The 12,464-nt window shown below is 70.7% G+C and carries 12 protein-coding genes; 4 read left to right on the forward strand and 8 right to left on the reverse strand.

The features are described from left to right. The first annotated feature begins 82 nt into the window (after nt 1–82). Nucleotides 83–1,054, forward strand: a complete 972-nt coding sequence (locus SCAB_RS12440) for an LLM class flavin-dependent oxidoreductase (RefSeq protein ID WP_013000421.1) — start codon at nt 83–85, stop codon at nt 1,052–1,054. 52 nt (nt 1,055–1,106) lie between these two features. Beyond that, nucleotides 1,107–1,328: a hypothetical protein gene (locus tag SCAB_RS12445; RefSeq protein WP_013000422.1), complete on the forward strand. Its 222-nt coding sequence runs from the start codon at nt 1,107–1,109 to the stop codon at nt 1,326–1,328. A 189-nt stretch (nt 1,329–1,517) separates the two neighbouring features. On the opposite strand, the gene SCAB_RS12450 is transcribed toward SCAB_RS12445, so the two are convergent. The 4 genes from SCAB_RS12450 to SCAB_RS12465 form a co-directional block, all read right to left on the reverse strand. Continuing rightward, entirely contained in the window at nt 1,518–2,936 is a 1,419-nt protein-coding gene (locus SCAB_RS12450; protein WP_013000423.1) for a sugar porter family MFS transporter, read from the reverse strand. Between the two features lie 212 nt (nt 2,937–3,148). Next, complete coding sequence (gene smc / locus SCAB_RS12455) at nt 3,149–6,772, reverse strand: chromosome segregation protein SMC (protein ID WP_013000424.1); 3,624 nt, start codon at nt 6,770–6,772, stop codon at nt 3,149–3,151. A 253-nt stretch (nt 6,773–7,025) separates the two neighbouring features. Continuing rightward, the gene (locus tag SCAB_RS12460; RefSeq protein ID WP_005479841.1) at nt 7,026–7,226 is read right to left on the reverse strand and encodes a hypothetical protein; all 201 of its coding nucleotides are present in this window, start codon (nt 7,224–7,226) and stop codon (nt 7,026–7,028) included. Between the two features lie 401 nt (nt 7,227–7,627). Then, the gene (locus SCAB_RS12465) at nt 7,628–7,909 is read right to left on the reverse strand and encodes an acylphosphatase (RefSeq protein ID WP_013000425.1); all 282 of its coding nucleotides are present in this window, start codon (nt 7,907–7,909) and stop codon (nt 7,628–7,630) included. A 189-nt stretch (nt 7,910–8,098) separates the two neighbouring features. On the opposite strand from SCAB_RS12465, the gene SCAB_RS12470 reads away from it, so the two are divergent. Then, nucleotides 8,099–9,100, forward strand: a complete 1,002-nt coding sequence (locus SCAB_RS12470) for a CAP domain-containing protein (RefSeq protein WP_013000426.1) — start codon at nt 8,099–8,101, stop codon at nt 9,098–9,100. 143 nt (nt 9,101–9,243) lie between these two features. Further along, the gene (locus SCAB_RS12475; RefSeq protein WP_013000427.1) at nt 9,244–9,684 is read left to right on the forward strand and encodes a winged helix-turn-helix transcriptional regulator; all 441 of its coding nucleotides are present in this window, start codon (nt 9,244–9,246) and stop codon (nt 9,682–9,684) included. On the opposite strand, the gene mutM is transcribed toward SCAB_RS12475, so the two are convergent. The 4 genes from mutM to SCAB_RS12495 form a co-directional block, all read right to left on the reverse strand. After that, on the reverse strand, nt 9,657–10,517 hold the full coding sequence (gene mutM / locus SCAB_RS12480; RefSeq protein ID WP_013000428.1) for a bifunctional DNA-formamidopyrimidine glycosylase/DNA-(apurinic or apyrimidinic site) lyase: 861 nt from the start codon (nt 10,515–10,517) through the stop codon (nt 9,657–9,659). The genes SCAB_RS12475 and mutM overlap by 28 nt on opposite strands. A 256-nt stretch (nt 10,518–10,773) precedes the next feature. Then, complete coding sequence (rnc, locus tag SCAB_RS12485) at nt 10,774–11,592, reverse strand: ribonuclease III (protein WP_013000429.1); 819 nt, start codon at nt 11,590–11,592, stop codon at nt 10,774–10,776. Between the two features lie 19 nt (nt 11,593–11,611). Continuing rightward, nucleotides 11,612–11,785 (reverse strand): 50S ribosomal protein L32, encoded by a 174-nt coding sequence (gene rpmF / locus SCAB_RS12490; protein ID WP_007493396.1) that lies wholly within the window; start codon nt 11,783–11,785, stop codon nt 11,612–11,614. A gap of 2 nt (nt 11,786–11,787) precedes the next feature. Continuing rightward, the gene (locus SCAB_RS12495) at nt 11,788–12,432 is read right to left on the reverse strand and encodes a YceD family protein (protein ID WP_037724713.1); all 645 of its coding nucleotides are present in this window, start codon (nt 12,430–12,432) and stop codon (nt 11,788–11,790) included. Nucleotides 12,433–12,464: the final 32 nt, after the last annotated feature.

The raw sequence follows: 12,464 nt of genomic DNA on the forward strand, positions 1-12,464 counted from the left end.
CAGGCGGCCCTTCCGCATCTCTGGATACCTGACGAACCGTCAGCTAACGTCCCCCTCCACAGCCGCCCGAAGGGGGTCTCCCATGCCCGTCACGGTCGTCCGTTTCAATCTGGTCGAGCCCGGCGCCACACCCGCCTCGCTGCGGGCCCGCTACCGGGCGGCCGTGGAGATGGCCGCGTACGCCGATGAGCAGGGCGTCTCCACCGTGCAGACGGAGGAGCACCACGGGGTGGTGAACAACTGGCTGCCGTCACCCTTCGTCTTCGCGGGAGCCGTGTTCGGGGCAACCCGGCGGATCGCGGTCACGGTCTCGGCGATGATCGGCCCGCTGCACGACCCGCTGCGGCTGGCCGAGGACATCGCCGTACTGGATCTGGTGAGCGGCGGACGGCTGGTGACGGTCGCGGGCATCGGGTACCGGCCGGAGGAGTACACGCAGTTCGACGTCGACTGGAAGAGCCGCGGAAAGCTCCAGGACGAGGTGCTGGAGACCCTGCTCCGGGCGTGGACCGGTGAGCCGTTCGAGTACCGGGGGCGCACGGTCCGGGTCACCCCGCGTCCGGGGACCGAGCCGCATCCGCTGCTCCTGGTCGGCGGCTCGTCGAAGGCGGCGGCCCGCAGGGCGGCCCGGCTCGGGCTCCCCTTCTTCCCGAGCGCCCACCTGCCGGAGCTGGAGGCGTACTACAAGGAGCGGCTCGTGGAGTACGGCACCGAGGGGTGGACGATGATGCCCGCCGCCGAGACCCCGTTGCTGCACGTGGCGGAGGATCCGGACCGGGCGTGGGCCGAGTACGGCACGCACTTCCTGCACGAGGCGCGCACCTACGCCTCCTGGCAGTCGGCCGGCATCCGGTCGGCGGTGCGGTCGGGGGCCACGACGGTGACGGAGCTGCGGGCGGAGGGCGTGTACCGGATCGTCACGCCGGACGAGTGCGTGGACCTGGGACTCGACAACCTCGTCCTGCATCCCCTGGCGGGCGGGATGCCGGTGGCGGAGGGCTGGCGAAGTCTTCGGCTGTTCGCGGAGCGGGTTCTTCCGGCACTGGGCGGCTGAGCCGGGCGACATCCGCTCGCCGGGGCCGCCCGGGCGGTGATCCACTGAGCCCATGAGCCTGCTGGTGGAGGTCTTCGTCCGGGAGCCCGACGGCAGGCGGCGGATCCTCGACGTGCCCGACGACGGCTACCGCTCCGGCGGCTTCGAGTCGTGGCGTACGACGGTGCGGGGATCGGAGTTCGTGCGCTCGCTCGGCGCGCGCTTCCTGCCCGTGCCGGCGCGGGGGGCCTCTCCGTCGAGGCCGAGGACGTACCGGAGTTCCGGCGCGAGGTGACGCTGCCGCGCTCCCGGCTGGACGAGGTCATCCGCAAGGCCCTGGAGATCGGCGGCGGTGTCCTCGTCCGGTGAGCCCGCACACCGCGCCGCCGCCCCGGCGGGGCGGTTGCCCTGCCGGGGCGGCGGACGGTTCGGGAAGAGGGGCTGCGGGGTGGTGGCCCCTCCCCCGGGCTCGTGGGAGGGGGCGTCAGCCCATCTCCTCCAGCGACTTGCCCTTCGTCTCCTTCACGAACCTGAGGACGAAGGGGATGGAGAGCGCGGCGAAGACCGTGTAGATCACGTAGGTCACCGAGAGGTTCCAGTCGGCCAGGGACGGGAAGCTGGCGGTGATGGCCCAGTTGGCGATCCACTGCGCAGAGGCGGCCACGCCCAGGGCGGCGGCGCGGAGCCGGTTCGGGAACATCTCGCCGAGCATGACCCAGACCACGACACCCCAGGAGAGGGCGAAGAAGAGGACGAAGACATGGGCGGCGATCAGGGCGACCCAGCCCTGGGTGGCGGGGAGCCTGCCGTCGACGAGGTCGAAGGAGAAGGCCCATGCCTCCAGCGCGAGGCCGACGACCATGCCGACGGAGCCGATGAGCGCGAGCGGCTTGCGGCCGATCCGGTCCACGAAGATCATCGCGACGACGGTGCCGACGATGTTGATGATCGAGGTCGTGAAGGAGTAGAAGAACGACTCGCTCGGGTCGACGCCGACGGACTGCCACAGGGTCGCGGAGTAGTAGAAGGCGACGTTGATGCCGACGAACTGCTGGAAGACCGACAGTCCGATGCCGATCCAGACGATCGGCCGGAAGAGGAAGCTGCCGCCCAGCAGGTCCTTGAAGGTCGACTTGTGCTCGCGGCGCATGGCCGTCTCGATCTCGGCGACCCGGGCGTCCAGGTCGACGTCCTTGCCCTCGACCTCGGCGAGCACCTCGCGGGCGCGCTCGTCCCTGCCGACGGAGATCAGGAAGCGCGGGGACTCGGGGATCGCGAAGGAGAGCAGGCCGTACAGGACGGCCGGGACGACCATGACACCGAGCATGATCTGCCAGGCCTCCAGGCCGAGCAGTTCACCGCGCTGGTCGCCGTCGGCGGCGTTCAGGATGCCCCAGTTGACCAGCTGGGAGATGGCGATGCCGACGACGATCGCGGCCTGCTGGAACGAGCCGAGGCGTCCCCGGTAGGCGGGCGGGGCGACCTCGGCGATGTAGGCGGGGCCGATGACGGACGCCATGCCGATGGCGAAGCCGCCGACGATCCGCCAGAAGGCGAGGTCGTACAGCGCGAAGGGGAGCGCCGAGCCGACGGCGCTGACCGTGAACAGGGCGGCCGCTATCTGCATGCACCGGATGCGGCCGATGCGGTCGGCTATCCGGCCGGCCGTGGCCGCGCCGACGGCGCAGCCGATGAGCGCGACGGCGATGACCTGGGCCAGGGCCGTGGAGCCGATGTCGTAGCGGTGCCGGATGGCTTCGACGGCGCCGTTGATCACGGCGCTGTCGTAGCCGAAGAGGAAACCGCCCATCGCGGCCGCCGCCGCGATGAAGATCACGTGTGAGAGATGGTCGGGCTGGCCTTCGCGCGCTCCTGACTGGGACGCCTGCGCTGTACTGGTCACGTGGGGGGACCTTCCACTTTGAAGGTAAAGGCAACGTTCCAGAGACTATGCCTTCAAGTTTCTAAGTCAAAAGGGGGATCGGGTAAGCGTCTATCGTGCTCCTGGGCGAGGAGTGGGGAGATTGAGTTCAAGTATTGAAGATGATGGGGTCCGTGTCACCGCAGGCGTGGGGAACCTCGCGACCGCCCTCGTCTACCCTCCGACCGGAACGGCTAACGCAGCCGCTGGCTGATGACCTTCGAGACGCCGTCGCCCTGCATCGACACGCCGTAGAGCGCGTCGGCGACCTCCATCGTCCGCTTCTGGTGGGTGATCACGATCAGCTGCGACGCCTCCTGCAGCTCCTGCATGAGCCGGATCAGCCGCTGCAGATTGGTGTCGTCGAGTGCCGCTTCGACCTCGTCCATCACGTAGAACGGGCTGGGGCGGGCCTTGAAGATCGACACGAGCATCGCGACGGCGGTCAGCGACCGCTCACCGCCGGAGAGCAGCGACAGCCGCTTGACCTTCTTGCCCGGCGGCCTGGCCTCGACGTCCACCCCGGTGGTGAGCATGTTGTCCGGGTCGGTGAGGATCAGCCGCCCCTCCCCGCCGGGGAAGAGCCGCGAGAAGACGCCCTCGAACTCCCGTGCGGTGTCCCAGAACGCCTCGGTGAAGACCTGCTCGACCCGTTCGTCGACGTCCTTCACCACCTGGAGCAGATCGGCCCGGGTCTTCTTCAGGTCCTCCAGCTGCTCGCTGAGGAACTTGTGCCGCTCCTCCAGCGCCGCGAACTCCTCCAGCGCCAGCGGATTGACCTTGCCCAGCTGCTGGTACGCGCGCTCGGCCGCCCTGAGCCGCTTCTCCTGCTCGGCCCGGTGGAACGTCTTCGGCTGGTTGCGGGGGTGCTCCGGGTCCTCCGGCAGCTCCTCCCCCTCGGCGGGTGGCGACGGCGGTACGAGCTGGTCGGGCCCGTACTCCGCGATCAGCCCCTCCGGTTCGACGCCCAGCTCCTCCAGCGCCCTGGTCTCCAGCTGCTCGATCCGCATCCGCTTCTCGGCGCCGAGCACCTCGCCCCGGTGGACGGAGTCCGTCAGCTTGTCCATCTCGGCCTTGAGATCGCGCCCCTCGGCACGGGCCTGCGCGAGCTCCTGCTCCCGGCGCGCCTTGGCGGCGTCGGCGGCGGTGCGTTCCTCCTCCGCCCGGGCCTGGGAGACCTCGACATGGCCCAGCAGTTGGCGGGCACCGGACGCGACGGCCTCGGCGACGGCGGCCTCGTGCCGCAGCCGCGCCCTGCGCTGTTCGGCGCGCGCCCGCGCCTCGCGCTCGGCGCGCGCGGCCCGGTCGAGCGAGTCCGCGCGCCCCGCGAGCCCCTTGACCCGCTCCTCGTGCGTCCGCACCTGGAGCCGGGCCTCCATCTCCGTCTGCCGGGCGTTGGCCCCGTCCGCCGCGAGCCGGTCCCGTACGGAGGTGTCCGGCTCCTCCTCGACGGGCATCTCCTCGGCCACCGCGAGCCGTTCGGCCAGCTCCTCCGCGTCCTCCACGGCCCTGTCGAGCGCGTCCTGGGCGCGTGCGGCGGCGGCCGCCGACCGTTCGGCCTCCCCGGCGGCGCCCCTCGCCTGCCCGGCCAGCCGTCCGAGCTGCTGGGCGACCGCGGACTTCTCCCGCTCGGCGGCCCGGCGGCGCTCGCCCAGCTCCTCCACGAGCGCGGCCCGGTCCCGCCGCGCCTCGACCGCGCCGCGCTGGACCTCGGCCAGCTCCTCGCACCGCACGGCCAGTTCCTCCAGCTCGGCCGCCGCCTCGTCGACGGCGGCCTGCACCTCCAGCAGGCTCGGCGCCCCGGCCGAGCCGCCGTGGGCGAAGTGGGCCCCGAGCAGGTCGCCTTCGGCGGTGACCGCCGTGAGGTCCGGGCGCGCGTAGACGAGGGCTTCCGCGTCGTCGAGGGTGTCCACGACGACGATGCGGTGAAGGAGGCGGCGGACGGCGGGGGTGAGGTCGGAGGGGGTGCGGACCAGGTCGGCGGCGAAGCGTGCGGGAGGGGAGGCCGGAAGGGGCCGTCGTCCGTCCGCGGATCCGTCGTGGCCGGTCACGCCGTCCCCCGCGTCCTCCCTTCGGGGCGTCTCGGCCGGGTCGTCGGGTGCTCCCGCCAGCAGCAGGGCCGCACGGCCCGCGTCCTGTTTGCGCAGCAGACGGATCGCCTCGGCGGCCGAGGCCGGACTGGTCACGGCGATCGCGTCGGCCGCCGCGCCGAAGGCCGCCGCCAGGGCGACCTCGTGACCGGTGGCGACCGTGAGCAGTTCGGCCGCCGGACCCAGCACCCCTGCCAACCGGTCCTTCGCGGCGAGCAGCGCGCCCGTGCCGTCCTTGCGGCGCAGGCCCAGCGCGAGGGCCTCGTGGCGGGCCTGGGTGGCGGCGCGGCGTCGTTCGGCGGCGGTGGTGGCCTCCCGGGCGGCGGTGAGGGCGGACTCGGACTCGGCCAGGGCGCGCTTCGCGGCCTCGTGCCGCCCGGCCAGTTCGGAGTCGTCGGCGTCGAGGCCGTCGACCTCGGCCTTGAGCGCCTCGTACTCCTCCTGGGCGGTGACGGCACGCTCCTGTGCCTCGTCGCGGGCCGCGGCGAGCCGGTCGATCTCGGCCTGGGCGGAGGCCGCGCGGGAACGGGCCGCGTTGACCTGGCCGTTCAGCCGGGCGAGGCTCTCGCGGCGGTCGGCGATGGACCGGGCGACGTCCTTCAGCCGGCGTTCCTCGACCGTCAGTTCACGCTCCAGCTCGGCACGGTGCTCGACCGTGTCCTCCAGGGCGCGTTCGGCGGCCTCCAGGGCCGCTTCGAGTTCGGCCTCCTGTTCGCGGACGCGGGCGGCCTCGCGTTCCATGTCCTCGGGGTCGCGGCCGCGTCGCTCCTCGACCGGCACGGAGGTGGCGCTCTTGACCCGGGCGTCGGCCAGGGAGACCGTGCCGCGCACCCGTTCGGCGAGCTGCGACAGCTCGTACCAGGTCTCCTGGGCCCGTTGGAGGCGCGGGGCCAGCCGGCGCACCTCGCCCTCCAGGTGCGCCTCCCGCTGGAGCGCCTTCTTCAGCTCGGTCTCGGCGGCCTCCTTGCGCTGTTTGAGCGCGGCCTCGTCGGCGACCTCGGTGCGCAGTGCCGCCCGGAGCCGTACGAGGTCGTCGGCCAGCAGCCGTAGCCGCGCGTCGCGCAGGTCCGCCTGGATGACGGCGGCCCGGCGGGCCACGGCGGCCTGGCGGCCGAGGGGCTTGAGCTGGCGGCGGAGTTCGTCGGTGAGGTCCTGGACGCGGGCCAGGTTGGCCTGCATGGCGTCCAGTTTCCGCAGCGCCTTCTCCTTGCGCTTGCGGTGCTTGAGGACACCGGCGGCCTCCTCGATGAAGGCGCGGCGGCCCATGGGGTCGGCGTGCAGGACGGAGTCCAGCCGGCCCTGGCCGACGATGACGTGCATCTCCCGGCCGATGCCGGAGTCGGAGAGCAGGTCCTGGATGTCGAGGAGGCGGCAGGTGTCACCGTTGATCTGGTACTCGCTGCCGCCGTTGCGGAACATGATCCGCGTGATCGTGACCTCGGAGTACTCGATGGGGAGGGCCCCGTCGGAGTTGTCGATGGTCAGGGACACCTCGGCGCGGCCGAGCGGAGGGCGCCCGGTGGTGCCGGCGAAGATGACGTCCTCCATCTTGCCGCCGCGCAGGGACTTCGCGCCCTGTTCTCCCATGACCCAGCTGAGCGCGTCGACGACGTTGGACTTGCCCGAGCCGTTCGGTCCGACGACGCACGTGATGCCCGGCTCGAACCGGAGCGTGGTCGCCGACGCGAACGACTTGAACCCGCGGAGGGTCAGGGCCTTGAGGTGCACGCCGCCGGACTCTACCTTCCGCCCTTGTCCCACTCCATGAACGCGCGGTTTCACACATGAACGTGCAGGGCACATCAGACGTTAAGGAGTATGAGGAAGTACGGGGGTTCTCGGGGGTTCGGGGAGACGTTCGGGGGACGGGGGAAAGAAAGAAGGGACGCCTCGAAGAGAAGGCGTCCCTTGCAGATCTGACAACTTAGCGGCTGATACGGGCAGCCCAACCACTGCTGTCTGTCGTGGTGCGATGCAGTGATCAGGTGAGCGCAGGCTCCGCCTGGCGTGCGTCGAGCTCCATGAGCGAATCGTGAGAAGCGGCAGCCGTCAGCGCGTCGTTCTCCGCCTGGATGCGTCCGAGCTCGGATTCCAGGTCCTGGACACGCTGCTGGAGCCGTCGCATCTCGGCGAGGAGTCGCGGGTCGGAGCCGCCGACGTAACCGAGAAGCGCCTTTGCCATGATGGATGGTCCTCCACACTGAGTGACCGACCGAAGCGGTGTGGGTCGTGAGGGAATCGCACCCGCGATGCTTGGCACTGTTGAGTTTTTGCTGCCGTCTTCATGCCAAACAGCTAAGGTGCGCGGGGTTGCTTTTAGCGTCTCACCAAAAAGTTTGACGGTCAACACGATCACGCCCCGCAATGGCGGGCATCCCTGCGCCGCGCGGCCCTGAGCGGGCGACGCTGCGGCGGTTCGGGGACCTCTCCTGGCCGGCGGAGCGAGGGGATCATCGTCTCTTCGGAGACTGCCATGACAATGTCGCCTTGGCAATCACCTGCACATTTCTGTTTTGTGCATGCTCCTGGCATATGCCGTTGGCGTGCATCTCGCCCGCGGTTCACCGGCCTCACGCGAGAGGGTCAGCGGATGGCGAAGCCGTCGTAGCCCCCGCGCGGTGTGTCCCAGATCTCGGTGACGCCGTCCACGCGCCCGGGCGTGTCGTCACCCAGAAGCCATCCCAGAAGCCCCTCGCACGCCTCGCGGGGCCCCTCCGCGACGACCTGGACCCGTCCGTCCGCCAAATTGAGAGCAAAACCACTCAGGCCGCCGATCTCCAGCGCCCGAGCCCGCGTGAACCAGCGGAAACCCACCCCTTGCACCCGTCCACGCACCCAGGCGACCAGTCGTACATCCTCGCTCATGCCTGCACGCTAACGGGCCAATGTCCCACGGGTCTCTCCCTCCCCCGGCGCCATGCTGTACCGTCCCCACCCAATGAATCTCATATGAAACTCACTCCTTCGTGTGGGATTCGTGAAGGCGACGAACACAACGTTGACAACATCCCCAACGTTGACGCAGGACACAGCAAGGACGAGGAAGGCCAAGACATGGGACGCCACCGACGCTCCGCCGCCGGCCGCGCCGCCACGGGGGGCCGCGCCGCCGGGGTCACCGACATGGGCTTCGCTTCCGAAGAGCCCCACTACGGTCCGGAGAACCTGTACGGGTTCGCCGCGGTCCTGGAGGCCGACGCCCAGGCCGCCTCGCGCTCCGGAGGCTCGCGCCGCCGCAAGAAGCGGACCGTGACCCCCGTGAAGTCCAGCCTGCTCGGTGTGTCCGCCGCCGTGGCCCTCGGTACCGTCGCGGTGGCCACCGGGGTGCTCCCGGGGGGCGACAAGTACGCGGTCAGCGAGGGCGCCGGCAACGCGACCGTGGTGCCCGCCGGTTCGCCGACGGGTGCGGCGACCCAGCAGGGCGGCCTGGACGGCGCCGCGCCGGAGCAGCGCGAGGACGAGTCCACCAGCCGCGACGCCGAGCGTGAGGCCTCTCCCTCCGACGCCCCGGCACCCTCGACGACCCCCTCCGAGGAGACGCCGTCCGACGAGGCGGACAAGGGCTCGGGCTCCCAGAAGACCGAGAAGCCGTCCGGCAAGCCCACCAAGGAGCGGGGCAAGGAGAAGGACAAGGGCAACAACGGCAAGGACAAGACCTCTCCCGGGGAGATCTCCACCGAGACCCAGGCCGAGGCGGCGGTCCTCCTGCTCGTCAACGAGGAGCGGGCCAAGGCCGGCTGCAGCCCGGTCGCGGCCGACAGCGACCTGTCCCGTCTGGCCGAGACGTTCAGCGAGGACATGGCGCTGCGCAGCTTCTTCGACCACACGGACCCCGACGGCGCCGACCCCTGGGACCGTGCGGCCTCCCTCGGGATCACCGGACTGGGCGGCGAGAACATCGCCCGCGGCCAGGCCACCGCCGAGGCGGTCATGGAGGCATGGATGAACAGCCCCGGCCACCGGGCGAACATCCTGAACTGCGACTTCAAGACCCTCGGCGTCGGCGTCCACCTGGGCGACGGCGGACCGTGGTGGACCCAGGACTTCGGCTACTGAGCCGTCTGGAACGCCTGAGGCATCCGGGATGTGTGGGACGTCTGAGACGTAGGGGACGCCTGATGCGTCACCCGGGACGGCATTCGCTAACCGTGAGTTAGTGCATTCTTCTGGTGAGCGCTGTGCCGGAGTATGCTCGGCGTATGGAATCAGCCGCGCAGAGCGCCGTCACGCCCGCGCAGGCCGCCGCGGGCGCGGACTTCTCGAACCTCGACGAGCTGGCCTTCGACGTGTTCGCCAGGAACTGCCCCTCGCGGGGCACCCTGGAGCACGTCACGGGCCGCTGGGGCGGGCTCACGCTGGGCGCCCTGCACGACAGCTCGCTCCGCTTCAACGAGCTGCGGCGCCGGGTCGACGGCGTCAGCGAGAAGATGCTCTCCCAGACCCTGCACGCCCTGGAGCGCGACGGTCTGGTGCACCGCGAGGCCCAGCCCACCAACCCGCCGCGCGTCGACTACACCCTCACCCCGCTCGGCCGTGAGGTCTCCGAGCGGCTGCTGTCCCTCATCACGTTCGTGGAGGGCCGTATGGAGGACGTGCTCAGGGCCAGGGCGCGTTACGACGAGACGCGCGGGGCCCGCTGACACGTCGGGCAGAAGTAGCTGGACCGGTTCATCCACGGCCGTCGCCGCATCGGCGTGGCACAGCGCCGGCAGGGCAGTCCCTCCCGGCCGTACGCGTCCAGTGACCGGTCGAAGTATCCGGACTGACCGTTCACGTTGACGTAGAGGCTGTCGAAACTGGTGCCGCCCACCGCCAGCGCCGCGTTCATGACGTCCCGTACGTGGCCCAGGAGTTCGGTGGTGCGGGGACGGGTGAAGCCCGCGGTGGGGCGCTCGTAGTGCAGCCGGGACCGCCACAACGCCTCGTCGGCGTAGATGTTGCCAACCCCGCTGATCAACGACTGGTCGAGCAGGGCCCGTTTGATGGTCGTCCTCTTCCTGCGCAGCGCCTGGTGGAACGCCTCCGCGTCGAACAGCGGGTCGAGCGGGTCGCGGGCGATGTGCGCGATGACGTCCGGCAGGCCGTCGGGGGTGGTGTCGTGCAACGACAGTCCGCCGAAGGTGCGTTGGTCGACGAAGCGGAGTTCGGTGAGCAGGTCGTCGGCGAAGCGGACGCGGATCCTGAGGTGCTTCTCGTCAGCCGCCTCGTGGGGCTGCACGAGCAGTTGGCCACTCATGCCGAGGTGCGCGAGGACGGCGATGCCGGTGTCCTCGACGGGCAGCCACAGGTATTTGCCGCGTCGGCCGGGCTCACCGATGCGGTGGCCCTTCAGCCGGTGCGCGAAGTCCTCGGGGCCGGCCAGGTGCCGGCGGATCGCCCGGGGGTGGAGCACCTCGACGTCCGCGACGGTGCGGTGCGCCACCCAGCGCGCCAGGCCGCGGCGGACCACCTCGACCTCGGGGAGTTCTGGCACGGGGTCCTCCGGAGGTTGAACGGGGGGTGGGGGGTGGGTGAGGTCGGGGGTCGGGTGCGGGTTCGGTGGGGGCTGGTCGCGCAGTTCCCCGCGCCCCTGAGAAGCAGGGGCTGCGCCCACTGCTTTCAGGCCCGCACGGCCTGGGTTTCCAGGGTCGCGGGGAACTGCGCGAGAAGCCCCGCTCGCCCGCACCCGGCAGCGCACCGAAACCGCCCCCGCACCCCCTCGCGGGGGCACGGGGGCGGTAACCCCGGTTCTAGGCCGGGGCGGCGTCCGAAGGAGTCTCGGCGGAGTCGTCGGGGACGAGCGCCGCGGCCTCGGCCGCCGCCTTCGCCCGCTCGTCCGCCGCGGAGCGGATCGCACGCCAGGCGGACTCGGCCGCCTGCTGCTCCGCTTCCTTCTTGCTGCGGCCGGTGCCGGTGCCGTACGAGACGCCTCCGACGCGGGCGGCAGCTGTGAAGGTCTTCTCGTGGTCGGGGCCGGTCTCCGTGACCAGGTACTCGGGCACACCGAGCCCCTCGGTCGCGGTGAGCTCCTGGAGACTGGTCTTCCAGTCCAGGCCGGCTCCGAGGTTCGAAGACTTCTCGATCAGCGGGTCGAACAGGCGATGCACCAGCTCCGCCGCCGAGTCGAGCCCCTGGTCGAGATAGACGGCGCCGATCACCGCTTCGAGGGTGTCGGCGAGGATGGATGCCTTGTCCCGGCCGCCCGTGCCCTCTTCACCGCGGCCGAGCCGGATGAAGGAGCCGAGATCGAGCCCGCGGCCCACCTCCGCCAGCGCACGAGAGTTGACCACCGCGGCCCGCAGCTTGGCCAGTTGGCCTTCGGGCAGGTCGGGGTGGGTGCGGTACAGCGTGTCCGTGACCACCAGACCGAGCACGGAGTCCCCGAGGAACTCCAGGCGCTCGTTGGTGGGCAGACCGCCGTTCTCGTACGCGTACGAACGGTGGGTCAGCGCACGCACCAGAAGGGCGGACTCGAGCTTGTAGCCGAGCCGCCCTTCCAGAAGCGTGTGGGACGAGGCTGTGTTCTCCGCCTTTTTCTTGGCGTTGGTCTCCGCCTTGGCGTCAGACATAGAGCCTCTCACCAGCCGCTCAGACCTCGAGGACCTGGCGCTTGTTGTAGGTGCCGCAAGACGGGCACGCGATGTGCTGCAGCTTGGGCTCGTGGCAGCGCTCGCACGCAACCAGGGTGGGGACCGCAGCCTTCCACTGCGACCGGCGGTGGCGCGTGTTGCTGCGCGACATCTTCCGCTTCGGAACAGCCACGGCTACTTCTCCTGCTTCTCGTCGACACCGGGTTCGGCGCCGCTCATCTCGTCCTTCTCGCCGTCTTCGAGTGAACCGGCGAGTCCCTGCAGTGCCGCCCAACGGATGTCGACGGCGTCATGGTGGTGGTCCGGGTCGTCCGCCAGCCGGGCTCCGCACTCGGAGCACAGGCCGGGGCAGTCGTCCTGGCACACCGGCTGCATCGGCAGTGCGAGCACCACCGCGTCGCGCAGCACGGGTTCGAGGTCGAACAGGCCGTCCTCGAGGTAGAGCCTGTCCTCGTCGTCCTCGGCGTCGCTGTCGGGTTCCGCGATCACGCGGCCCCGCTCATCGGCGTCGGGGTACGAGAACATCTCCTGGAAGTCCGCTTCGAGCTCCAGCTCGACCGGCTCCAGACACCTTACGCACTCCCCCTTGGCGTCGGCACGGGCGGTGCCTGTGACGAGCACCCCTTCCATGACCGACTCCAGACGGAGTCCGAGCTCCACCGGGGCGCCTTCCGGCACTCCGACGACCCCCTTGATCCCGAGGTCCCTGGGAGCGTCGACCGAACGCGTCAGGCGCTGTTGCGCACCGGGCCGCCGGCCCAGCTCGTGCGTGTCGAACACGAGGGGGTTGCGGTGGTCGAGGCGGGCGTTCAGAGCCATTTCTGCTTTCGGTCTTCGGGGAACTTCGGAGG

The organism is Streptomyces scabiei 87.22, from assembly GCF_000091305.1.
Taxonomy (GTDB): Bacteria; Actinomycetota; Actinomycetes; order Streptomycetales; family Streptomycetaceae; genus Streptomyces; species Streptomyces scabiei.

What these genes read in the sequence shown, in the direction of transcription:
- SCAB_RS12440 (WP_013000421.1), top strand. Translation starts at nt 83, where the DNA reads ATGCCCGTCACGGTCGTCCGTTTCAATCTGGTCGAGCCCGGCGCCACA.
- SCAB_RS12445 (WP_013000422.1), top strand. Translation starts at nt 1,107, where the DNA reads ATGAGCCTGCTGGTGGAGGTCTTCGTCCGGGAGCCCGACGGCAGGCGG.
- SCAB_RS12460 (WP_005479841.1), bottom strand. Translation starts at nt 7,226, where the DNA reads ATGGCAAAGGCGCTTCTCGGTTACGTCGGCGGCTCCGACCCGCGACTC.
- SCAB_RS12465 (WP_013000425.1), bottom strand. Translation starts at nt 7,909, where the DNA reads ATGAGCGAGGATGTACGACTGGTCGCCTGGGTGCGTGGACGGGTGCAA.
- SCAB_RS12470 (WP_013000426.1), top strand. Translation starts at nt 8,099, where the DNA reads ATGGGACGCCACCGACGCTCCGCCGCCGGCCGCGCCGCCACGGGGGGC.
- SCAB_RS12475 (WP_013000427.1), top strand. Translation starts at nt 9,244, where the DNA reads ATGGAATCAGCCGCGCAGAGCGCCGTCACGCCCGCGCAGGCCGCCGCG.
- rnc (WP_013000429.1), bottom strand. Translation starts at nt 11,592, where the DNA reads ATGTCTGACGCCAAGGCGGAGACCAACGCCAAGAAAAAGGCGGAGAAC.
- SCAB_RS12495 (WP_037724713.1), bottom strand. Translation starts at nt 12,432, where the DNA reads ATGGCTCTGAACGCCCGCCTCGACCACCGCAACCCCCTCGTGTTCGAC.